Annotated in this window: 16 protein-coding genes and 4 pseudogenes; 10 read left to right on the top strand and 10 right to left on the bottom strand. The window is 42.4% G+C overall.

What is annotated here, in order from left to right:
- The first annotated feature begins 58 nt into the window (after positions 1-58).
- Positions 59-691, top strand: coding sequence for a surface-adhesin E family protein (locus FTU91_RS04980; protein ID WP_180081230.1), 633 nt, complete (start codon positions 59-61; stop codon positions 689-691).
- A gap of 113 nt (positions 692-804) precedes the next feature.
- Positions 805-1017: a hypothetical protein gene (locus FTU91_RS16460; protein WP_218944729.1), complete on the top strand. Its 213-nt coding sequence runs from the start codon at positions 805-807 to the stop codon at positions 1015-1017.
- A gap of 639 nt (positions 1018-1656) precedes the next feature.
- Here FTU91_RS16460 and FTU91_RS04975 read toward each other — a convergent pair.
- Both FTU91_RS04975 and FTU91_RS04970 read right to left on the bottom strand, forming a co-directional pair.
- Complete coding sequence (locus FTU91_RS04975) at positions 1657-2046, bottom strand: DNA-packaging protein (protein WP_180081228.1); 390 nt, start codon at positions 2044-2046, stop codon at positions 1657-1659.
- A gap of 79 nt (positions 2047-2125) precedes the next feature.
- Complete coding sequence (locus tag FTU91_RS04970) at positions 2126-4162, bottom strand: hypothetical protein (protein ID WP_180081226.1); 2037 nt, start codon at positions 4160-4162, stop codon at positions 2126-2128.
- Between the two features lie 1023 nt (positions 4163-5185).
- Here FTU91_RS04970 and FTU91_RS16550 point away from each other — a divergent pair.
- A pseudogene (locus FTU91_RS16550) lies at positions 5186-5275 on the top strand (DUF4102 domain-containing protein); the annotation flags it as partial.
- 242 nt (positions 5276-5517) lie between these two features.
- Here FTU91_RS16550 and FTU91_RS04965 read toward each other — a convergent pair.
- A complete protein-coding gene (locus FTU91_RS04965) occupies positions 5518-6963 on the bottom strand; it encodes an amino acid permease (RefSeq protein ID WP_180081224.1) in 1446 nt (481 codons plus the stop codon).
- A gap of 417 nt (positions 6964-7380) precedes the next feature.
- Positions 7381-8884: pseudogene (locus FTU91_RS04960) on the bottom strand (PLP-dependent aminotransferase family protein).
- A 307-nt stretch (positions 8885-9191) separates the two neighbouring features.
- Between FTU91_RS04960 and FTU91_RS04955 the strand changes: the two are divergent.
- The 4 genes from FTU91_RS04955 (at position 9192) to FTU91_RS04940 (ending at position 14810) form a co-directional block, all read left to right on the top strand.
- Positions 9192-10475 carry a Glu/Leu/Phe/Val dehydrogenase gene (locus tag FTU91_RS04955; protein WP_200223050.1) on the top strand — a complete coding sequence of 428 codons (1284 nt, stop codon included), beginning with the start codon at positions 9192-9194 and terminating at the stop codon, positions 10473-10475.
- A gap of 145 nt (positions 10476-10620) precedes the next feature.
- On the top strand, positions 10621-11802 hold the full coding sequence (locus FTU91_RS04950; protein ID WP_180081222.1) for a hypothetical protein: 1182 nt from the start codon (positions 10621-10623) through the stop codon (positions 11800-11802).
- A 280-nt stretch (positions 11803-12082) separates the two neighbouring features.
- Positions 12083-13342 (top strand): 4-aminobutyrate--2-oxoglutarate transaminase, encoded by a 1260-nt coding sequence (gabT, locus tag FTU91_RS04945; RefSeq protein WP_166167689.1) that lies wholly within the window; start codon positions 12083-12085, stop codon positions 13340-13342.
- 19 nt (positions 13343-13361) lie between these two features.
- Complete coding sequence (locus tag FTU91_RS04940) at positions 13362-14810, top strand: NAD-dependent succinate-semialdehyde dehydrogenase (RefSeq protein ID WP_180042446.1); 1449 nt, start codon at positions 13362-13364, stop codon at positions 14808-14810.
- Positions 14811-15316: 506 nt separating this feature from the next.
- Here the strand turns inward: FTU91_RS04940 and FTU91_RS16780 are convergent.
- From FTU91_RS16780 to hcaE, 4 genes and pseudogenes are all read right to left on the bottom strand, one after another.
- Positions 15317-15557: pseudogene (locus FTU91_RS16780) on the bottom strand (FAD-dependent oxidoreductase); the annotation flags it as partial.
- The gene (locus tag FTU91_RS04930; protein ID WP_180042444.1) at positions 15550-16515 is read right to left on the bottom strand and encodes a 3-carboxyethylcatechol 2,3-dioxygenase; all 966 of its coding nucleotides are present in this window, start codon (positions 16513-16515) and stop codon (positions 15550-15552) included. The gene FTU91_RS04930 and the pseudogene FTU91_RS16780, both read right to left, overlap by 8 nt.
- A gap of 153 nt (positions 16516-16668) precedes the next feature.
- On the bottom strand, positions 16669-17187 hold the full coding sequence (gene hcaF / locus FTU91_RS04925) for a 3-phenylpropionate/cinnamic acid dioxygenase subunit beta (RefSeq protein WP_180042443.1): 519 nt from the start codon (positions 17185-17187) through the stop codon (positions 16669-16671).
- Positions 17184-18551: a 3-phenylpropionate/cinnamic acid dioxygenase subunit alpha gene (gene hcaE, locus FTU91_RS04920; RefSeq protein ID WP_166167679.1), complete on the bottom strand. Its 1368-nt coding sequence runs from the start codon at positions 18549-18551 to the stop codon at positions 17184-17186. Before hcaE ends, hcaF begins: the two co-directional genes overlap by 4 nt.
- Positions 18552-20088: 1537 nt before the next feature.
- On the opposite strand from hcaE, the gene FTU91_RS04915 reads away from it, so the two are divergent.
- On the top strand, positions 20089-20571 hold the full coding sequence (locus tag FTU91_RS04915) for a VOC family protein (RefSeq protein ID WP_200223048.1): 483 nt from the start codon (positions 20089-20091) through the stop codon (positions 20569-20571).
- Positions 20572-21175: 604 nt separating this feature from the next.
- The gene (locus FTU91_RS04910; protein ID WP_180081220.1) at positions 21176-21754 is read left to right on the top strand and encodes a hypothetical protein; all 579 of its coding nucleotides are present in this window, start codon (positions 21176-21178) and stop codon (positions 21752-21754) included.
- A gap of 314 nt (positions 21755-22068) precedes the next feature.
- Here FTU91_RS04910 and FTU91_RS04905 read toward each other — a convergent pair whose 3' ends face one another.
- Positions 22069-22368 (bottom strand): hypothetical protein, encoded by a 300-nt coding sequence (locus FTU91_RS04905; RefSeq protein ID WP_180042440.1) that lies wholly within the window; start codon positions 22366-22368, stop codon positions 22069-22071.
- 371 nt (positions 22369-22739) lie between these two features.
- Between FTU91_RS04905 and apbC the strand changes: the two genes are divergently transcribed.
- Entirely contained in the window at positions 22740-24017 is a 1278-nt protein-coding gene (gene apbC, locus FTU91_RS04900) for an iron-sulfur cluster carrier protein ApbC (protein WP_180081218.1), read from the top strand.
- A 183-nt stretch (positions 24018-24200) separates the two neighbouring features.
- On the opposite strand, the pseudogene FTU91_RS04895 reads toward apbC, so the two are convergent.
- Positions 24201-24554: pseudogene (locus tag FTU91_RS04895) on the bottom strand (DUF2062 domain-containing protein); the annotation flags it as partial.
- Between the last annotated feature and the right edge of the window lie 124 nt (positions 24555-24678).

Genomic DNA, 24678 nt, shown 5'->3' with positions numbered 1-24678 from the left:
CGTAAACAACTTAATTTTTGTGCGTAAACAAGAATAAAAATATTCAGCAACATACGGAATGAGTGATTTTTATACAAAAATTACTTATCAGTATTGGGGCAGCAACTGGCCCACTAAGCCATCCAAAATCAAACTTATGTGCTATAAATTTGGTTATTTAATAAGAGGGGTAATTATGAAAAAAATATTATTAGTGTGCGGGTTAGTTGCATCTAGTTTTAGTTTTGGCGCCAACTGGACTTATGTGACATCTAGTAATGTCGAGAGTTTTTGGATAGATAAAGATTTCTACAAGTACGATCCTAAAAGTAATACAGTTGATGTATGGAGTAGATCCGACAAAAGCAAAGCCAATGATGAAATCTACACAAGCTCAAAATCTCTTGAGAGATATTCTTGTAGTAGTAAAAAATCAAAAACCCTCGCATACGCCAAATACGATGAAAATGGTGAGGTCATAAAGTCTATAACAAGACCTGAGAATGAATTCTCTATAATTTTCCCCGATACAATTGCCGAAGCTATTTGGTCTGTAGCTTGCAGCACTAAAGGCAAGGGTTTTAAGTTCACGAAACGACAGTTAGAAACAGTTTCTTTATTGGATCTGGAAAGAGAACAAGGTCCCTTGAGAAGGCTCACCCCAGAGGAAGAGAAAGAGCTTTTCCCAAACGGACCACATGGCAATCAATAAAACCAATTAATCCAATAAAGCACCATAAGGTGCTTTTTTATCGCTGACAAGATGTACTCAAAACTGAGCGCAATTTTATGCCGTGTGAACGAACGCAATTTTGCGCTGGCTAGATGTCACCAAATTTGGGGGTATCTATTTTACGAGAAAGTCGTAAAACAATACCCCTGCTCAATTTTGAGCAAGCTCATTTGCATGTGACTGCACGCGAATATCATTTACGCTCCACTAATTTTCAAGAGCGCAATTTTACGCAGTCACCATTTTTGGTGGTCGGTAGCGGATTTCCGCTATCGGTATCAGTACAGGAATTCCTGTATCGGTAGAGTGTCTCCAATTTTGGATATACCCCTGTCCAAATCTGGACACCCTCCCCAACTTTGGGGAAGCATCTACCCCAATGGGGGATATGAGCAAACTTGCTCGCATTTCAAAAGTGACCAAGTGTTTTTCACCTAGAAACCTGCTCCATTTTTTTGTGGAAGCAGATAAAACCAAAATCGACCAAGTTAATTCAGGATTTCAAATCCCAAATTTTTGGGAACTGAGTTACTCAAAGTCACTCAGTCCAACTTTATGCAATGCGTGGAGTTGGGAATATCCTCAATTTGAGGACATTGAAGTTTTACCGATACCCAAAATCTGGGTTTCGGTAATTTCTGAAAAGCATATTCACACTGTGTGGGTCTACGAAAGTTTCGTAGTTAAGACTTTTACCCCAGTGAGGTAGAACGAAGTTTTTCGCTGAAGTGGGCCCATCCACCATTGGTGGTTGGATCGTGCGAATTACTTATCCTCAAATTAAGGAGAACTACACTTTTTGTGTAGTGGGTTTTCATGCTTCCAGGAGGGTATCCGAAATATTTCCGATACCTAGCTCCTAAATTTTTAGGAACTAGCTAGTTCAAATAAAGATAGTCAGTCACCGATGACGGCGCAAAATTGCGTCATCATCGATATAAAACTCAGTTAGGTAATTCGTTTGGCTCATCATCTTCAAATATGATTTTAAATGCCGGCTGCACATTGGCACTAATATCCATCTTCTGCTTATCAGAATACCCATGATTGGCTAGCATCAGCTTAACAATGGTGCTGTTCATTGAACTACCTAAGCCGCCGTCAATCAACATCATCTCCTGCTTCATCTTGATAGCGTCTAACGTGTCCGAGAAATCTTTATCCTTTCCTGCCCATTCATACAGACTAGAACGTGATGCACCAAGATAACAGCCGAGTCCTGCAACGCTTGGAACGGTATTACCAACGTCCTCAAAGCCTCTGATTAAGTATTCTTTGGCCTTATCAATAACTTCATCTGTTAAATTCGTGGGTCTGCCCAACTCTTTTTTCATAATTTCCACCCCTGACTCAAAGCTGAATATTTTCAACATGAGAGGCCAAGCACTCGCCTAAACCTCCCATCGCCAATAATTATCGAGAGGCCTGATTAGCCGCACCGACCACCGCCAACTTTTGAGCAGAGTTGAACAGGTTTGTAAGTCCTGCCGATCCAGGTGGTAAATCCTTAGCAGCGAGTAAAATCCGCTTCCCTGCTTCGGTAGTGAGCAATACTTTAGCCATGGCAGATAAGCCACCTACTTTCGCAGCCAAAGCTGGGTTAAGCGCCGTTCCACCGACAATCATCCAATCTACGGCGCGTTGTCCGTTTGGCTGGTTCTCAATGTATTGGCCTGCTCGTTCAACGTGGCGCATCAACTTGATGAATCCATCCATCTGAGCCTTATCACCACCTTTGAATACGTTGCTATAAGGTGCGCTATTTCGCTCAAACTCTTGAGCAAACTTGGCAGGGCTGAATATCTCCTTGTTTGGGTCCCATGCTTTTTCAAAAGCGTTTTCAGCCATCTGGTAACGCAATGCCGCCTGTCCTTTAGGGTCTAGGTTTTTATAGAAGTTTGCAGCTTTATCGCCTTTGCCTGCCTTCATAAAGTTATTAAAAATCTGGTCAGGCTCTGCGCTTCGTGTTGCATTTGCAAAAGCCTTATCCTTTCCACTCTGCAGCTGTGCATACAAGGCATTGGCACGCTTTAACTCACCGAATAACCTAGTATTTCCTGAGCTTTGCGCAAAGTCCAGAAGGTCATTATCAATGGCTGTTCTAACCTTGGTAAAAGCAGATGTATTTTCACCTTGTCTGCCCCACTTATCGACCAGTTCGCCCAAACGAGACTGCACCGCTCGCATTTCCTTGAAATCCTTTTTGATATTCATATCAACGAGGTTTTTACGTATAGCAAGAAGCTCTTTTTGTAGCTCTGCATTTGGTGTGACCTTAGAATCACTGGCAATGATGTCATCAATGGATTGAACTGTTTTATTTGGCGTAACAGCACCAGGACCAGCCAATTTTTGTACCCGGTCATACATTTGTGATGAGACACGATTACCACGCCAGTTTTTAATCTCTGCCGCAGCCTGTAAAACCTTACCAGTGTCATCACCTGCGCCGTTCACAATTCCCATGATGCGTATTGCATTTTTATCCCCGGCATTTGCTGCTGACTGAATCTTTGGAATGGACTTGTAGTCAACATCATCCAATTTAGTTTTTAGCGTATCCAAAACCTTACTAGCTGCATCTTTTACTTGGGCTTGCTGGGTTTGTCGGAACTTCGTAGTACCCACCAATGGAACTCGCTCCATCTGTACTTCTGCACGTTGCGCTATAGGGTTTCGACTAACATCCCCCACCGTGGTCTTAACACCAAATTGCTTTCCTAGATCATCAATCTCTTGCGCTCCAGGAACCAAACGGTTTTGCTTTACATTAATCGCCTTAGTTACGGTATCCCCGACCTTCTTAGCAACAATACCCCCAGCAGCACCACCGATTGCACCGCTTTTAATATTCTGCTTTCGCTGCTCTGCGTTCTCTGCAAAGCCAACACCACCAATCGCACCACCAACGGCGGCATTTTGGACTGTTATTCCAATACCAGGAAGAGATACCAACTTAGCAGCCCCATAACTCTTAGATAGCCCAGCTGCTGGCAATGTGGCAACGGTCTGGCCAACGAATCGACCTACGTTCATTCCTGCACCACTGGCTTTACGTGTTTTCTCGTAAAGGGCTTTTTCCTCAGCCTTAGCCTTGGTGAATTTATCGTAATCATCACCACCAGTCACGGCATCTTTAGCGTAAAGCACACCTTGTTTAACACCACTAAACACATCATCCATCCCGGCACCAACATCCGCAAGGAAGCTCGGCTTTTCAGGCTTTGGTGCTGGCTGCTGTGGTCTTGGTCTAGGTTTTGGCTTTGAATCCACGAAGCGGACATTTAATCCAAGGTCTTTCGCAATCTGCTCTTGTGTATATCCGGCAGCTCTTGCTCGTTTTGTGCTTTCATTAAAATCTGGGGTTTTCCTTAATTCATTCCAGATCTCATAATCTTTATAGCCTGCCGCTTTTGCGCTTGCTATTTGTTGCAGGGTTTTTGTAGCCATATATAACCTCTTACTGTATCTATAGGGCTATGGAGATGGCCTAATAACGCTTAGCAAAATCCCAAATCTTCACCCTAACTAGGTGGAAAAATCATTAAAAAAACACTTCTAAATTGGTTATTATTTTACCATGCAAAACAAGTAAATTAACTCTAATTTTCAATGATTTATGTAAGTTTTTACGTGCAAAAAGCAGGGTGTTTTTAATAATTTTAATGGCAATATTTTCTTAAAAATGAGCATAAAAATCGGTGCAAATGATGTCGATCCGGCACTAGGTTCAGACCATAACAATTGATAATAAAACTGAAGTTTTCTGAAGTTCTGATTTCAGGTTTTATCAGGTTCAAAGGTTAGGTTTTATAAGGTTCTGACCTTAGGATTTCTTAGGATGTACCCCGTTCTGACCATAACAATTGATAACAGGTGCAGCGTTTTGAATGTCAACAATTGTTAACAGGTGCAGTATTTTGAATATAAGGTTTTATAAGGTTTTGCATTTTTAAAACTGAAGTTTTCCGTAGTAGACCAGCGAAAAATTGCGTTGGTTAATGAACTACGAAATTTCGTACAGTCACCAGTATGGGTATGGTCAAGATGACCACTCCATAAAAGCGATGCTCAAAATTGAGCAGCGAAAAAACACAGCAAACCGCTATACCGTCAGACAATAATCAAGAAAACGCGCGCGCGAGGGGAGTTGTTTTTATATGAATTTGACTCCCGATATAGCAACTAAACCCGAAGAAAATAGGCCAGCAACATATAATTTGTACACTGTGGTGTACACTGCGATTTTTGTATAAATATTAAATTATATAAAACAGTTATTTAGAAAATTTGTTCAATTGACGCCACCTCTTAAATTTGTATGTTGTTGAATGACGATATATAAGTAAATGAAGCTTAAATCTCAATGGTTTAGGCTTTTTTTATGCCTGTATATAACTGAGCTTAACCGAGTATATGAGTTTGATCATATCGTGTATTATTGATAAGTAATTGAAACCATTGTGATACACAATAAAGCGTTCAGATATTAAAAAGCGCCCTTTATCAGATCCAGTATTAGAAAATCTAAAATCTGAAGATAAGGACTATCGGGAACTTGATTTTGTTCGCCATGTTATCCAAGAAAAAAAGATCTATAAAATGGGAGATTATTTAAGGCATTTTAGGCAGATGATGCCCGACTATTGAGAACGTTGCTACTATTTATATCCGATAAAAAGAAGAGCAGTTTTTGAATGATAAAAGATCTTTTATTGTTATTGGTAGGTGAAAGTTTAGATTAACGATTCACCTACCAGCTGGGTCTGATTCTGTCCCCAAGATTTATTTTATCAGCTTGAGCGTTAAATATTGTCGCTCAGGTTTATTCTATTTTGCGAAATTTTTTTTTGTGAATCTTTACCCCAATTGAATTTTTGTGCACAGATGCCTAATCCCACAATAAAGAGTGCAAGCAAGCTGGTATAAGTCACTTCTTTGAAATATGTTCCTTCAACCAGCATGGTAATCAGGGCACAAATAATAAAGAAAATTGCCAGATAAGTCAGCCAGGGGAATAACCACATTTTAAAGTCAATCACTTGTCCTTCCGCTTCTAATTTCTTACGCATACGTAATTGAGAAAAAGCAATGGTGAGATAGACATAGAGTGCCGCTGTACCTGTCGCTAACATAAAGATGTCGTAGACATTCATACTTTCAGTGGCCGTCAGGTAGGTTGCCAATAAAGCGAATGATGATGACACCAGAACACCCATCCAAGGACTACCATTACGGTTGATTAAACCAAAACTTTTCGGTGCATCGCAACGTTTTGACAATGAAAACAGCATGCGTGAACAGGTATAGAGTGCAGAGTTAAAACAGCTACACACTGAAGTCAGAACCACAAAATTGACAATGTGTTTTGCTTCTGGAATACCAAGTGCAGTTAAGGTCACACTATAGGTTCCCCAAGTTGGGTCTTTGAGTAGTGGATTGTTATGTGGAATGAGGCAGACGGTAATAAGCATTGAACCAACATAGAACAACATGATACGCCATACCACTGAGTTCGATGCTTTACGGATTTCACGTGCAGGGTTTTGTGATTCTGCGGCAGCCACCGTCACAATTTCAGCGCCAATGTAGGCAAACATAACTCCGAGTAATGCCGTGATTACCGCAGAGAAACCATTGGGCATGAAACCTTCAGCGGTTAAATGGGTAATACCTGTCGCACCTGCTTGGCTCCATGGCCATAAGTGCATGACGGCCAAGCTACCAATGACTAAGAAAATAACAATTGCAATCACTTTGATCAGTGCAAACCAAAACTCAAATTCACCATAGTTTTTGACATTTTGTAAGTTAACTACAACCAATGACACAATCACTAGGAGCATATAGCCCCAGATGGGGATAAACGGAAACCAGCTGTTGAGAATTTTACCTGCGACATACGCTTCCCAGCCCATCAGTAAGGCCCAAGAACACCAATACAGCCAGCCAATGGTAAAACCTGCCCAGCGGCCAATTGCACGATCAGCATAGGTTGAGAATGAACCGCTATCCGGGTTGAGAACGGCCATCTCACCCAGCATGCGCATGATTAATAGAATGAGCAACCCACCAAAAGCATAGGCCAAAATTGCAGCGGGACCTGCCGAGTAGATTACATTACCAGAGCCAATGAACAGTGAGCCACCAATTACCCCGGCAATCGAGATCATTGTAAGATGACGTGACTTAAGTCCACTTTTTAAGCCGTGTGATGAATCGGGCGTGGAGACATGTTGATGTTCTGCCATATAATTTCCCTTAATATCCATAGTGTAACAGCAATAGAGCTCTCTACCTTGTGTACACTATCTATCCTTTGAAACTGTAACCGAATTCGCAATCACTTCATTAATTTTAAGTTAAACTTAATAAAGCTGATGTTTCTATAAACACATGAAAAATCACACTTTGATTACAAAACTGTTACATGCTGTTTATGTATGCTGCTAATTTCTCTTTTTTGTTGTCAGGTGACGAGAGCCATTTTTTAGCTATTGAAGGGAGCCAATTGCTTTAAAAAGGTGAAAATTACAGAAAGAAATGTTTACAGAAAAATAAAGACTAAATAAAATGAAGTGGCCATAAAAGGTTTTACTCCTTGTTTAAAAACTGGCCTATAATATATTGATTTTAAAAATAAAATTTTAATTAGAATCGGAATTTTACTAGTTTAAAGTATGAATTCCATTGTCGCGCAAGCATTTCAACAGTACGCCGAAAGCCACCAATATTTCTTGTTCCCTCACGCAGGCGAAACCGAGCAGTAATCCTTTCTGCCGGGTAGAATAGTGCTTGGTATAGTATTGCGATAGGGCTCTGACCTTAATACCTTGATCAAGTGCATTCGATGCAATCAGGACATCATCACTGCTGCTTGGCAGTTTTAAAATCAGGTGTAGGCCTGCTGCCGTGTTGTATTCGTGCAGAAAATCTTCACCTAAATGACGGTGAATTAAATCAATCAGAAATGCATGGCGTTTACTGTAGAGTAAGCGCATGCGTCGGATATGCGCCTCATAATGGCCTTCACGGATAAATTCTGCCAGTGCCTTCTGATCAATTAAATGTCCACCGCGATAGAGTTCTGCGGCCACAATGCGCAGCGGGGAAAACAGTTTCTTCGGAACCACCAGATAGCCGATACGCAGTGCAGGATAAATGGTTTTGCTGAATGTGCCCATATAAATGACCGGGGAATCAGGTTCCAATCCTTGTAAAGACGGATAGGGCTGGCCTGAAAACCTGAATTCACTGTCATAATCATCTTCCACAATCCAGCTTTTATGCTGCCGGGCAATTGCAATCAGCTGTTTGCGTCGTTCCAGGCTTAGATGTGAACCTAGCGGATACTGGTGGGAGGGTGTAACAAAGATCAGCTTGGGGGGTACTTTCGGATCAAGATCAGGAATAATGCCTTCCTGATCGACCGGCAGTGAACGCAGATTGACCCCGTTAATGCGCAAAATGTTGCGGGCGCCCCAGTAGGCTGGATCTTCGATCCAGACTTCATCGCCAATGTCGCTCAAGGTACGCGAGACTAAATCAATCGCCTGATGCGTGCCTTCGGTAATAATGATTTGATCGGCATCGCATTGCACCGAACGTGCAATTTTCAGATATTCCGCAAGTTCTTGGCGCAGTTCCAGACAGCCGCCAGCATTGCTGTAAATCAAGCGGGTAATTTCCGGTTCACGGCTCAAACGGGTCTGAATTTTGCTAAAAATGTGATGCGGAAACTCTGTCACATCCGGTGCACCGGGAACAAAAGCACCCCATTGATAAGGCGAGGCTGCTGAATAGCCGATTAAGTAAGAACCACGCTGAGACAAGCTGTAACTTTGCTGAGATTTTTTTTCTTGAATAGGGGCGTTGCTATTTTCCGCCTTGATTAAAAAGGATTCGGGCAGTTTATCTGTGACCCAGGTGCCTTGTCCTGTGCGGGCATCGACATACCCTTGTGCCTGTAATTGTTCATACGCACTTAATACCGTATTACGGGAAACCTTGATCTCTTTGGCCCAGATCGCGGGATGCCGGCAGACGAGTCTTGGGTGCCAATACGCCGTCAATTATGGCATTACGTAAGCAGCGAAATAATCGTAGCTGCAATGTTCCATCGATATCTTGCTGTAATCGCTGCAGCAAATAGTCTCCAAGCAAGCTACGCAATTGGCTCTCTCCTACAAATTCAAAGTGGCTCTCGTGAGAGCGATATCGGTATGTGCAAAATAATCTGGTCAGGCAGTAATTGTAAAGTATCCCGTTGTTGCACAGTGCATGTAAATACGGGCCTGTAAACGGCAGGCAATATACACATATCTTGGTTAAAGCCAAAGCGAAAAATCCAAGCTGAATGTTTTAGCTCAGATCACGCTGGCTACAGAGCTGAATCAATAAATGCCGACAAGCAGAGATAAATTTATACTTTTTGCGGTCGCAAGGAAATGCGTCTGCATACAAAAAACAGGATCATGCAATGAACACAATGATGAAGGGGCTCACCTATACCGAGCACGGTACGACGGCCTGGAACAATTATCTGAAACAGCTGGATAAAGTGGCTCCTTATCTGGGTGAACTCAGCGAAAGACTGGATATGTTGCGACGTCCGAAGCGAAGCCTGATTGTGGATATTCCGGTGATTATGGATGATGGCAGCGTTCAGCATTTTGAAGGTTATCGAGTTCAGCATAATTTGACCCGCGGTCCGGGCAAGGGCGGTGTGCGCTTCCATCCTGATGTCAATTTAGATGAGGTGATGGCACTGTCGGCATGGATGACGATTAAGTGTGCGGCACTGAATTTACCTTTTGGGGGGGCCAAAGGCGGTGTACGGGTTGATCCAAGCCAGTTATCCAAGCGTGAACTAGAACGATTGACACGGCGTTATACCGCAGAAATCAATTTGGTTATTGGGCCGCAAAAGGATATTCCGGCACCGGATGTGGGGACCAATCCGCAAATTATGGCCTGGATGATGGACACCTTTTCCATGAATGCCGGTTCTACCATTACCGGTGTGGTGACCGGGAAACCCGTGCATCTTGGCGGTTCTTTAGGCCGCAGTAAAGCCACAGGACGTGGCGTGTATATTAGCGGGCGTGAAGTGGCGCAGCAAATTGACCTGGATTTAAAGGATGCCCGGGTGTGTGTGCAGGGGTTTGGTAATGTCGGCAGCGAAGCCGCCTTGCTGTTTCATGAAAATGGCAGCAAAGTGATTTGCGTACAGGATCACTCCGCAACCCTATATCAGGAACAAGGGATTGATATTCCCAAGTTAATGGAATATTCAAACACCTATCACAAGATTCAGGGGTTTGCTGCAAGCGACGAAATCGCGATGGCAAAATTCTGGCAAATTCCCGCAGAAGTGTTTATTCCTGCGGCGCTGGAAGGGGTGATTGATGTGCATGTTGCCCAAACTATTCAAGCCAAGATCATTTTGGAAGGGGCCAATGGTCCGACCCTCACTGAAGCGGATGAAATCCTGAGTCAGCGTCAAATCACTGTTGTACCGGACGTGATCTGCAATGCTGGTGGCGTGACTGTCAGCTATTTCGAATGGGTACAAGACCTTGCCAGCTATTTCTGGACAGAAGAAGAAATCAATCAGCGCATGGATGTGATCATGAAAAATGCTGTGCATGACGTTTGGCTCAAAGCCATGCAGGCCGGATGTTCTTTACGTACCACAGCTTATATTTTGGCATGTGAACGAATTCTGATGGCTCGCCAAGAGCGCGGCATCTATCCAGGTTAAGGGTAGGGTCTCTTGCAGGATGCAATATTTGACCCGGCATAAGTTTGGATATTTAACGCCTTTGCTGATTCCATTTGGTCAGAAACTTTGCTTTTGCCAGCGACCTGGTTTTGAAAATTATTATTTCTTTTTTGGGGCTTCTATAATGTCGCAACGTTTTTTAGTAAAACCATTTTCGTTCTGTGCGCTTGTCGCCAGTGCCGTTACGATGTCTGCCACCGTGCAGGCAGATTCGCTTTCTTGGGGAGATGCCGATACCGATTTAGGCAAACTGACCGTATCGGGGTGGCTACGAGCGAATTATCAGGATAAGGATTATTCGGACAGTGACCATAAAGTAAAGTTTAATGCGGCGAAACTCAGCCTGAAATATGATGCCAAGTCATTGTTCGGCGATGTGGAATACCGTTGCTATCAAAATGATACCCTATGTGATTTTTCAACTTTGGTGAATGCCAACTTGGGCTATAAGCTGAATGATGACAGCCGCATCACCTTGGGTCTGCAAGATATGCCTTTTGGTATTGGCCGCTTCTGGAGCAGCAGCTGGTACGGCAGTTCAATGGACAATGCCGGACTGGAAGATGTGCATAATCTGGGTATTAACTGGCAGCAGCAGCTAGGTACAAATACCAAAGTCAATGTGGCTTATTTTGTGCGTGATGGGGGAAGTTTTGCCGGCACTGGTGACGATGCTGCGCGTTATGCGGCCAATTATGTCAAGCCGGAAGATGCCAGCACCGATGACATTGAAGAAAAAAACATGTGGGTTGCACGTATCAATCAGCAGATTCCACTACAGGACAGCCCGGTTAAACTGAATGTTGGCGGCTCGTATTGGTATTCAGATTTGGAAAATAACCGCAATGGTCAAACTGGGCATCGCAATGCATGGAATGTGTTTGGTCGCTTAAACTACCAGAATGCAAACCTGACCCTGACTGCCGGACAGAATCGCGCAGATACCCAGGCTGTAGATAATCCAAATTATGCGACGGTAGGTTCTTTTGAATCGAAGTATCATGTGGCCAATAAAGCCAATTATTATGTGGCGAATCTGGATTATCAAATGACTGATTTTTATAAGGATTACGATCTGACGCCTTATGTCAGCTATACCGTCTTTGATAAAGACAAGTCCGGTTTCGCCACATCTACACGCAATATTTTGGGTGCTCAGCTGGATGTTAAGCAGTTTTCGCTGGCAGCCGAATATATCATCGGTAAAAATGATGTATTCATTGGCGGTGATGCCGGTTCTTTGGCGCAAGGAGATGCAGCAGGCCATAGCCGACTGCTGAATTTACTGTTTATGTACAATTTCTAAATTTTTGCTCTCAGTTATCAAAATGGCACCTTATAAAAAGGTGCTATTTTTTTATGGTGTAATTTCAAGTTTATGATTTGTATTTAATTATTCTGTTTTTTGATTTTTTAAATCTTCGGGACAGGGTGAATTGGCCCTGTCTATCTGATTCAAAGTGGCTCTCGTGTCAGGCCGATAAAAGCGCAAAATGAGGAAGATCAACCAGTCATTTGCATATCATCAATCACATGATATGGATGCCAAAATTTTACACTGTATGAATCAAGAATGAGGATACAAAATGGACAGTAAACACTCTGCACTGAATGCACGTAAACAGCAAGCGACGCCTCGTGGTGTTGGTGTCATGTGTCAATGGTACGCGGAGAAAGCAGAGAACTCGACAATTTGGGATGCTGAAGGCAATCAATATATCGATTTCGCAGGTGGTATTGCGGTACTGAATACCGGTCATCGTCATCCTAAAATTATTGCTGCTGTTACTGAACAATTAACAAAATTTACCCATACAGCCTATCAGGTTGTACCTTACGAAAGTTATGTCTCTCTTGCTGAGCGTATTAATGAGCGTGCACCAATTGACGGCCCTGCAAAAACCTCATTCTTTTCTACTGGTGCTGAAGCAGTAGAAAATGCAGTTAAAATTGCCCGTGCCTATACTGGCCGTCACGGCATTGTAACTTTTGGTAACGGTTTCCATGGTCGTTCATTCATGACCATGGCCATGACGGGTAAAACTGCCCCTTACAAACGTGACTTTGGGGTAATGCCGGCGGGTGTTTTCCATGCACGTTATCCGGTAGAGTCAAAAGGCATTACTGTGGACGATGCCATCCAAAGCATTGAAGACATTTTTGCTGAAGATGTGGCTGCACATGATGTGGCGGCAATCGTACTTGAGCCTGTGCAAGGTGAAGGCGGTTTTAATGTTGTACCGGCAGAATTTTTAAAGCGTTTACGTGCATTGTGTGATCAGCATGGTATTTTGATGATTGCAGATGAAGTACAAACAGGCTTTGCCCGTACCGGTAAACTGTTTGCCATGAATCACTACGAAACCAAAGCAGACCTGATCACGATGGCAAAAAGCCTGGGCGGTGGTTTCCCGATCTCTGGCGTGGTTGGTCGTACTGAAGTTATGGATGCACCGAATCCTGGCGGCTTAGGCGGTACTTATGCGGGTAGTCCGATCGCCGTTGCTGCAGCACATGCAGTTATTGATGTGATTGAAGGTGAAGGTCTGTGTGATCGTGCCAATGTCTTGGGTGCGGAACTGGTTTCGGTATTAAATAACATTAAAGCCAGCAGCAATGTAGTCACTGATATTCGCGCGCTGGGTTCAATGGTTGCAGTAGAATTGGAAACGGCTGAACAGGCCAAAGCGGTGCAAAACTATGCAATGGCAAATGGCCTGCTGATTTTAACCTGCGGTCGTTCTGGTAATGTGATTCGTTTCCTATATCCTTTAACCATTCCAACAGCGCAATTCCGTGAAGGCCTGGCTATTTTAGAACAGGGATTTGCAACTTTAACTGCATAAGAATGAATGAGGGATTGAAATGCTTCCAGATCATTTGAAATATTTATTACAGCATCCGGATGTTTGCTTGGATCAGCCCTTAAGTGGCGATTACATCGAAGTAAAAGATGCGGCAACACATGACACGCTGGCATGGGTGAAATCCCATGACCGTGCATCGGTAGAACAAGCAATTGCTCGTTCACAGACGGCACAGAAGGCATGGAAAGCACAAACAGCATTACAACGCGCTGATGTGCTGTGGGCCTGGTTTGATTTGATGCAGGAAAATAAAGAGTCATTGGCTCAGATTTTGACTGCTGAACAAGGTAAACCTTTAGCTGAAGCGCGCGGTGAGATTGCTTATGCCGCCTCCTTTATCCGCTGGTTTGCTGAACAGGCGCGCCGTATTGACGGTGAAGTGCTGACACCAACGTTGCCGAATCAGCGCTTGTTGGTCATCAAACAGGCAATTGGGGTCACCGCTGCAATTACGCCGTGGAATTTCCCTGCAGCCATGATTACCCGTAAGGCTGCGCCTGCAATTGCTGCCGGCTGTTCTATGCTGGTTAAACCGGCTGAGCAAACGCCATTAACAGCCTATGCTCTGGAAGTGCTAGCTTTACAGGCAGGTTTACCACAAGATGTATTGCTGCACATTAGTGGCGATGCCATTGAAGTGGGCAAAACCTTGTGCGAAAGCGACACAGTGAAAAAGCTGAGCTTTACCGGTTCGACTCAAGTCGGCCGCATTTTGATGCAGCAATGTGCGCCAACCATCAAAAAACTGTCACTTGAGCTGGGTGGCAATGCGCCAGTACTGGTTTTTGATGATGCCAATCTGGAGCAGGCGGTTCAGGGCATTATGGTCAGCAAGTTCCGTAATAGCGGTCAAACCTGTGTCTGTGCCAACCGTATTTATGTGCAAGATGGCATTTATGATGCGCTGGCTGAGAAATTGACTGCCGCTGTAGCCAATTTAAAAGTGGGTGATGGCCGTCAAGACGGTTCCACTCAAGGCCCGTTAATTGATGAAGATGCAATTACCAAGGTGCAGTCGCATATTACAGATGCAGCGAGCAAAGGTGCACAGATTAAAATTGGTGGCCAGCGTTCAAGTCTAGGCGGCACTTTCTTTGAGCCTACCGTGCTGACTGAAGTAACCCAGGACATGAAAGTGGCTAAAGAAGAAACTTTTGGTCCATTGGCTCCATTATTCCGCTTCCACACGGAAGAAGAAGCGGTGGCGATGGCAAATGATACCGAGTTTGGCTTGGCTACTTATGTATTCACACAGAGTACAGCGCGTCAATGGCGTGTCGGTGAAGCATTGGAATATGGCATGGTCGGAATTAATACCGGTGCCATTTCTAATGAAGTTGCGCCATTTGGTGGTGTGAAGCAATCTGGTTTAGGACGTGAAGGTTCTAAATTCGGTATTGATGAATATCTCGAAATGAAATATCTGTGTGTAGATTTATCTTCATAATAAATGCTACATCAACCAGTTAAAAATCAGCCCTGCCCATTCAGGGCTGATTTTTATACAATAAAAACTGTTTAAACTTAACTCACACAGCAGTTAAAAAATATTTTTAAGCAACATGATTTGTCTATATCAATAACTGGAATTGATTTTCTGCCAAATATCTTTATTGGCTAAAATTATTCTGATCCTAGCCATGAAAGAAGAGTTTCCATTTCTTTTCTTGTAAAGGGGTCCGGTATTTCAACTTGAACCTTACGGTTTTTGATTTTATTCATTGGATTTCTAGAAATAATATTATTCTTTACGGCCACTTCAAATACATCTCTTAAGGGAGTTGCACAGTTGTTAAAAATTTTAGCTGTTTGAAAATGCGTTTTTTTCTGGTCACTATAGTTTTTCTTCTGTTTTAGACCTTTAGATTAGAATTTTTGTAGCATCTATAATCCCAACATTCCAATCAATACCTTCGCCTTCAGGCAACTTTTTCGGCAAATTGAAAAGTCTGGGCGGCCTGGCTGCACTATGGGAACCAGTGCCGGTGATTCTTCCAGATTAAGCAGAGTATAAATATGTTTACTCAACGTATCCTTAGCTTACCAAGTGACATCCTATACCAGCCGTTACAAGCAACAGCTTGTGATAAGCAACACCGTCACCATTTTGAAATTCAACCGTATGCGCTTCAGCGTTGATTTTATTTACGCTATTGCCACGGATGGTTTCGATGTTGCTCATGTCATTAAGCTTTTAACTCAGCAGATACGATGCCGAAGCCCGCAATCCACTCACTGATTTCTTCATAGCAATGTGTCGTCATGTCGTATTCGCCCAGTTCGCTCAAGGCAGCAAATGCAGCCATCCAGGCACGAACTTCCTGACCACCACGGCCACCGTCACGGCGGATTTCAGCTTCAGTCATGGCTTCCAGTGCAGCGAAATCTGCATTTTTGAATTTTTCAAGTAATGCCAGATCCCACTCAGGGTTTAGAGGCACAGAAATGCTCTTGTCGCCTGCAGCCAGACGCTGACCGACAGAAATCACATTCGCCTGACGGGCATTACGTGCTTCAGGTGTCGGGTTACGGCCCGCAATCAGGAACTCTTCCACTTCTGGTGGCACAGAACCCATTTGCGGAGTCGGTGGATCGTGTGAAAGGCCACCCGTACCCAGTACAAGTACACGTTCATTTTCAAGGTTTAAAGATTTGATAAACTGACCTACAGCACGGCCTAAAGCGATGGTACGCTTGGTGGTGGGCATGGGTGCTGCAGCGCCATTAATAAAAACCGGAATTGTTGGATAACGGTCAAGCTGACCTTCACAGAGGAAATGTAAAGGCTGGGTTACCCCATGGTCGGCTTGCATGCGATAAGAATATGCAACATCCACACCTTCATCCAGTACATTGCGAACCAAAGCCAGTGCCTTGTCTTGAGGTACATTCAGGTGGTCATTATCTTTACCATAGTCCCAGTCACCTGCAGCCTTGGCACGAACACCGACACAGAAGCTTGGCATCAGGTCATAGAAAAAACCATTAAAATGGTCAGGACCAAAAGTAATGATCAGGGTAGGGTCATAAGCTTTTACTTCAACTGCCAGTTTGGCAAAGGCATCACGAACAACCTGTTCTTTGCGTTTTTCCTGAGGTGAAGCAAATTCCATTAAAGGGCTATGAGATGCACAAATAAGTTTAATAGCCATAAGAGACTCCTTAAAAGGAAGGCAGCCTAAGAACAGGCTGCCGATAAGTCCGTTTTGATCAGACTAGATTTTTATTCATCAAAGCATCTAGCATACAGCTGACGTAAACTACGGATATCTAGACTGTAACTTGACAAACAAAAATCTTATTCATCAGAAGAACACACTCAGGTTATGTGAGGTATAAGTCACTTGGTCTAGGGTGATTTTGCGGTCAAAAATTTGCCAGCCTAAACCACCTTCAACTTTACGGATCTTGTCGTGACGTTTACCACAGTAAATCGTAATATCTTTCTCTTTTTGAGAACGGTATAACAGGTAAGTCACGTACACGTCGTATTCGCCTGCAACTTCAGTTGGCTCGACAATCACGTTGCTCACCATGTGAGTGGTACGTGATGGAGGCTCTTCCGCCCAAGCCATACCTGTTTCCAGACGTGCTACACGGCGTTCCAACAGATGTTTGTTGTCGTTGAACACCCAAGTTGTTGGTGGCTCAACTGAACGACGACGGTCACGGGTTTGCGCGTTTGGCGTCGTACGCAGGACGTAAGAAACGTCGTCTGCCATAACATCCAGCCATTCGCGGAATTTCCAGTCATCCAGCAATTTTGCTTCACGATAAAGGAACTGACTGATTTCGTAATGAAGTTCCACACTGATTTGACTCATTTCACAAGCTCCTTCTCATATGCTTCAGTTGCTTTCTCAACATCTTCCCATTCTTTATGAATCAGCAGGTCTGCCCAACGACGATAAAAACCACGTGCTGCTGTTTCAGAGAAAATATAGCTGGTGATACCAGGGACACCATCTTCACGTACTTTTTCGCTGCCTTTACCCATCTCAACGATCAGTTTGTTTTGACGAGCTTTATAACCACGTAATACTTTTTGAATTTCTACCCAGTTTTCAGAGTCATCTTGCTCAAGGAAACCAGCAGGACCGAAAGCACGGGTTGCAGAACGTTCAAATGCATCTTTCACGTCTTGTGGTGCATCAGCATCACAGATACAGAATGCCCAAACTTCAGTTTTGTTTGGACCACGTGGGTGCCATACACGAAGTGTTGCAGTACCGTTCAACCAAGACAGTGTCGGGAACATGGTGTTGTGACCTGCTAGACGCAGTGCACGGGTTTCACCTAAACGTTCTTTTACTTCTTCATAAGTTTCACGGAAATAGTTTGCTACTTCACCATCTACCCAAACGTTTGCATCTGGTTTTTCGGTGAAGAAGAAGCCTGAACCATGGCCACGTGAACCGAATTGGATCGCGTCTTTCGCTGTTTCCCACACTGGACGGGCCGTTTGTGCTGCACCAAGGTGTTTAGACGCATCATCGTCCGGTTTTGCACCAAGCACCTGTACTGCAGATGCATGAGAGAACAATGCGTGGTATTGGTCAGATGCGAACTGTTCAGCAGCAAATTTCCAGTTACACTCGATTTCCCACTTGTGTACACCACCAACAATCACTGTACCACCAGGGCGACGATCTAGAACACCATCTAAATACCAAGCCATATCGCCCATGTATTCTTCTAGGTCAGGCGTTGTTTCATCCCAGCAGCCAAATACCAGGCCTTTGTAGGATTTAACACGGGTTACTTCAAGTAATCCCCATTCTTTTTTGCAAGCCCCTTGTGGGTAAGCACGCTCTTCAAGCGGAATGTCTTTTAAAGAACCGTCAATACCGTATGACCAGCCGTGGTATGGGCAAGTGAACGCACGGGTATTACCACAGTCTGCGAAGCTTACGCGCATAGCACGGTGACGACATTGGTTTAAGAATGCTTTAACTGAACCGTCTTTTTGGCGTGCCACAATAATCGGATCTTCACCCATGTAGGTGTTAAAAAAGTCACCGGCTTTAGGAATCTGGCTTTCATGGCAAAGGAATAACCATGTACGACCAAACACGCGTTCAAGTTCTAATTCGTATAAATCTGGATCTGTATAAATAGATGGAGTAATACGTCCATTTTGTGCATCGACTAAAGCGTCGATTTCGCGCACATCAATTTTTCCACTCATGAAAAGCTCCTGCGACCAATCTTGGCACAAAGTAATAGACTTAACTTTTCAACGATGATGAAATTTTCGGGTGTATTTTAGGAAATATTTTATTTATTTTAATTAATATATTTAATGGATTATTATTGTGGTAATAATTCCTATTAAATTGCTCGTGATTATAATCTGTTTTTTAATTTAATGAACGTATTTTTTTTTAGTAATTCCTACTAAATTGATAGTATTTAAAGTGTGTTTTTTTAATTTAATTAATATTATTTAACTAGAATATTGTTTTTCAATTTTTTATTGTTTATTTACAAACATTTAATTTAATATTATCTATTTTTATTGATATGTTTTTTCATTGTTTTTTAGGAATAATTCCTACTAAATTACTCATATTTTGGATGTGTTGTTTTATTTTAATTTTTGTATTTACAATTATAATTAAAGTAGTAATTCCTACTAAAATACTTATATTTAAGGTGGGCATATTTTTTTAGGTGTTAGGTGTAAGATTTTTTATTACTCGGCGAGTCGGTTATATAAAACTATGGTGCCTCCATTACTTTATGAGCGTTGCTGAAGAGGTGAACTTCTCTTAGTCAATAAATCAAAGATGAGGAATAAGGCATTGATGTGAAAAGCCATAATGTATCAAACCTAAAGAGGAGTTTGCTGAGGAAAATGTATTTTCCTTAAATGGGTACTTGACCCTGCACAACGCGGTTTTTGACTTTACTAAAAGCTTAGGGCATTCGGCACAATATTGTACAAAAGGTCAAGAATATCCTGTCTAACCTTTATTATCTCGATCGGGGTGAGCTGAGAATGTACCATTTTGCTGGGCTATATTGTGTCTTTGAGTATGGATGAACGTGTGCTTCAGTCATGGATATAAAGCTAATTTATCCTTTAGGTGAATATGAAGGAACTCCGGAGGAGTACAGAGGCTCGTTTTTTATTTCTTTTGATAAATCGTTTATTTTTAAATCATCAACCATCGTTCAAATTCAGCAACTTTAGCTATTTTTCTAACCATGGCAGCATCAAAAAAAACTATCAAAAAGCCCACATTAATCAATTCCTGACGAATATCCTCTATCTTTTGCTACTTAAGTCTAATACGGTTTTCATGAATAAAAATAGGGATTTAGACGCCAAAAATATTGTGAAAATTATGTTTAACTCTAAATCAGCATTTAATGAAAGTAGTAATCATTTAATTATCGGTAATCCCCCTAAAAATGATCGTCTCTCAGACTCCCATGAATTATCGTTAATTATCAAAATGAAAATATTTTAGTGATAGAGGAATACCACAAACCTATCTCATAATTTTTTATCATCATTCATTAAATCCTATGAAAAATTAGTAGTTTTGCTCACTAAAAAATACGTTTAGATTAATAAAAATACAATTATGAAATAGGCCTATTCCATTTTTTGCTTAAATATAGAAAAAGTGTTGAATAGCATATTTAGACCGATATTGGACATATTGGACAGTGATGACGAATCACATCAACTCTAGTCTCTATAAAGAGGTGAAATGATGAATATTGCAAAGAATAGCATATGCCTTTGGTACGATAATGACGCTGAAGGCGCTGCAAGATTTTATGCTGAGACCTTTCCTGATTCATCGATCGGTGCAGTACATTGTGCACCTGGAAATTATCCATCAGGGAAAGCAGGGGATATTTTAACTGTGGAGTTTACCGTGCTAGGCGTTGCCTGCATCGGACTGAATGGCGGATCAGCATTTAAACACAACGAAGCGTTCTCATTTCAGGTGGCGACCGAGGATCAGGATGAAACGGATCGCTACTGGAATGCGATTGTCGGAAATGGTGGTCAGGAAAGCGAATGTGGTTGGTGTAAAGATAAATGGGGAATCTCTTGGCAGATTACCCCAATCGTCCTAACGAAAGCTTATACCAGTCCTGACCGTGCGGCTGCCAAACGTGCATTTGATGCCATGATGACCATGAAAAAAATTGACATTTCTGTAATAGAAGCCGCATTTCGTGCTTGAGATGTGGGCAGGAGCTGGCAATTCCTTCAAGTTGTGGCCGCTTGCTTAGATGGGGCAACTCAAAACATGTTGAAAAGAACCATATTTAAAAAACCAAATCAAATATTAAAAAACTTTTATTAGAAAACTCTTGTTCGAGAATTTTTATCAGTTGCCTGATTAGAAGCTGCAAAATTAAAGCCTTCTATAATTTTTAGCACAGGTTAAAGCAGCTGAAGCTGCGTTTTTAATGAAAAATTTAAGCTGTCACTACATCTGAAGTGATGATCACTTATCATGTTCTTTCCCTATTCAAAAAGAGAATAGACAATATTTTTCCACAATATTGGGGACAGTCCAAATAAGATCGTTTTATGTTCAGGATACCGTGAGTGGCATGGTTTCTATATTGGTAAATTATTGTGTCCTAGTGATTTCATTTGTTATGAAATCTGTGCATTGCGGTACATCATATTGATGGAATAATTAAATGTGGTTAAAAATAATCCATAAAACAATAATGATGCTTTTCTCCATTTTAGCTATTTTTGTTATAAGGCGAATATTGGATCTTATAACTTGAGTGAGGGGTCCAAACATAACCTCCTATTTGGAGAAAAAGACCATGAACATCGCTAAAATATTAATGATGAGCGGATGGATAGTTCTATCCACACTGGCCATACTTGCAGCGGAGACCACAGGTGGCAAACCGGGCAGTACCTCCGCAGCTGACCAGAAGGCTATCGCCAGCGCCATGAGCGCAGCACCGAAAAAAGTCAGTGCAGCAGCCACCATTGTGGTTATAGGCAAAGATGGCAAGATGCGCACTTTGCGCAAAGGCAATAATGGTTTTACCTGTATGCCTGATAATCCGACTACCCCCGGTCCAGATCCAATGTGCATGGACAAGGATGCGCTGAAATGGGCAGAAGCCTGGATGGGACACAAACCGCCAAATGTAGGTAAAATCGGCTTTATGTATATGTTGGCGGGTGGAACCGATGCCAGTAATACCGACCCATATGCCCAAAAACCCACCAAAGGTAACCATTGGATCAAGACCGGCCCACACGTCATGATTGTCGGTGCCGAATCTGGTTTTTATAACATGTATCCCCAAAATGCCCAGCCAGATACTGCCGTACCTTATGTCATGTGGCCCGGAACGCCTTATCAGCACTTGATGATTCCGGTTAAATAAAGGTCATCGTGCGCTGTCGTGGTCATGATTCTTTAAACGCAGATTATCTTTGGAGATAAACACTTTATCTTGTATTGCAGCGGTTTGCTGAGTATGCCGCTGCAATTTAAATCCCGTTCAGGACTGCAACATGCCGCTGCGATTAGATGTGATGAACTTAACACCTATACCTGTAGTCAATTGGAAGAGCTAAAGAATATAGCCACCAAGACCTGTACAAATTAAAAAATGATGCGACTTGGATTTGCTTGTTTTTAAAGTTATTTTACCGCTAAGGACTATCCAGTGTCGCCATTTCTATGAATGATTTTGCATCATTCTTTTGTAATTTGATCTTTATTAATATCCTGATCGGTATTCAGCCATTCAATTTTTTTCACCCGATCGTTCACGATGGTAATGGTGTAAAGCATATTTTCAACTGTATAGGTATAGTCCATGGCTAGATAATGGTTTTTTCCTTCTTTGATTTCATGTGTGCTCATGGAGTTGGGGGATAAAGACATACGGTTTTGCATGTCGGAATAAGAATCTCCCAAACTGATGGACTGACCAGAAGGCGTGTGGATGGATGATGTCTCATTCGCTGCGTGATTAAATGACACTACTGACAAAAAAATCACTGGAATTATATATTTAAGTAACATGTTATCCCCAAAATAAAATGACAATCAAAACAATTTATCAATATAAAGAACAAAATAGCAGCATGTCTGTAGCAGAATTATTAACAGAAATAAGGCTGGATGCTGGATAAATTAATCTGACCTGAAGCTGTTTTACCGCCCTATATGCTTACTAGGTAAACGACTTAAACAAGGGTTTTGAAGACATAAATAAAAATACAATATGAAATAGTCCAAGCTATCGATTTATTTGGATTTATTCATACATTCATCAAGCTATAGAGAACTATGCTTAACCTTCGAGGCATTTAAAGCTAAACTATACTATTCAGCTGTATGTCCGTACTTGGAGTAAACTTATGTCGTGGCTTTCTTCGCTTAAATCTGTGTTTTCACCCGCGCAAGAGGTGAAGGAGGAAGAAATCCAGAATGTGTTACAGGGCTATATCTTGCCCAATTCCAAGCATGCCCTGAAAGACCGGATTACTCAGGTCAATGTAGAAGGTCAGGTATTACAAATCACTCTTCATACTTATCTTGAAGAAGCTGATCATTTACAACAAATTCATGATGATTTGGCCGATGCACTGGAAAAATGCGGCATCCGGGAACTGAATATGCATGTTATTCAACAAAAGCATAAACAGGATGAAAGCTGTTCTAATCCTGAGCATGGCAAACAGGGGCATAGCTGTGCAAGTGATGCACAGGCTTCAACGGCAGCTTCAGCGCAAAAACTTCCCCCTGTGGTAGATGCTGCCGGACAAACTGCTCCTGCTGAAAGCAAAGCTGCAGAAGATCCGAATAACCCACCAATCCAGAAACCGGCACCGCAGCAAAGAGATGTGCCCAAGCATCCACGCATTCAAAATGTGATCCTGGTTTCATCAGGTAAAGGGGGAGTGGGCAAATCGACCACCACCGTCAATCTTGCATTGGCTTTACAGAAACTTGGCTTAAAAGTCGGTGTTCTGGATGCAGATATCTATGGGCCGAGTATTCCAACCATGCTGGGCAATGCCGGACGTACGCCCATGATTGAAGCAGAAAACTTTGTTCCGCTGGATGCCTACGGTATGGCAGTACTCTCGATTGGACATCTAACCGGAGATAACAATACCCCGGTTGCCTGGCGTGGTCCCAAAGCGACTGGCGCTTTAATGCAATTATTTAATCAGACTTTGTGGCCAGACCTGGATGTATTGATGATTGATATGCCACCAGGGACAGGGGATATTCAATTAACTTTGGCGCAGCGTATTCCGGTGACCGGGGCAGTGATTGTCACCACCCCGCAAAATGTTGCCTTACTGGATGCAACCAAAGGCATTGAACTGTTTAATAAGGTCCAGATTCCGGTAATTGGTGTAGTGGAAAATATGTCGACCCATATCTGCTCTAATTGTGGTTATGAGGAACAGATTTTTGGTACAGGTGGAGGTGACAAATTGGCTGAACAATACCATATTCCTTTACTCGGGCGTTTACCGCTCAATGTGCAAATCCGTGAAAATGCCGATGCTGGTAAACCTTCTGTACTCGTGGGGGATGATGCAGCTGAAAGTTATATGGCGATTGCGCAAAAAATTGCCGATCAATTGCCGAAAGTAGAAAAACCACACAATAGAATTTTTTAAATTTACTGTCTGATTAAAGCAATATTTTCGAAAAGCCCAATGTTGTTTGGGCTTTAATTCCTTTAATTTTCTCTTGATGGGAGGAAATAAATCGGGGGATCAACAATTAGACAGAAGTTTATTTTATTGTTAAAGCGAATATGAATAGGCTAAATAGTGAAATATAGTTAAAAGATGCAATGATTATTGAAAATATCGGCGCCGTTTATGGTGCTGAATAATATTCCATCGCCACAATAATCGGGTAATCACGAAGAATATAATTGCAAAGATGAAAGCCTCTAGTACCAACCCGAATAATAAAATTTTCGCCAGACTCAAGTCGATGTGTCCATGCCCAAAGTGGGTGATAGCGTGGCTGATCTGATGCAACCCCCCCAGCATCATATCCTGATCAATCATATTGACCTGGAAAATTTTGCTGCCTAACCAGAACCCCAGATACAGAATTGGAACCAGGGTAAAAGGATTGGTCAGCCAGGCAAGACATAAGCTCACAGGTAAATTGACTTCAAATAGCAATACCGTCAATACTAGGACTTACGCATTGACGGATTCAAAAAAGTATTAAAATACTTTATAAAGTATCTGTGATCAGACGAATTAAACATGCTTCTACAGCAACTTGTACATTACCCATTTATATGGGCTTTCTCATGAC

It is taken from the genome of Acinetobacter sp. YH12201 (assembly GCF_013418145.1).
Lineage (GTDB): Bacteria > Pseudomonadota > Gammaproteobacteria > Pseudomonadales > Moraxellaceae > Acinetobacter.
Note: the sequence above shows the minus strand (reverse complement) of the source record. Positions and strands in the feature narration are given on the sequence as shown.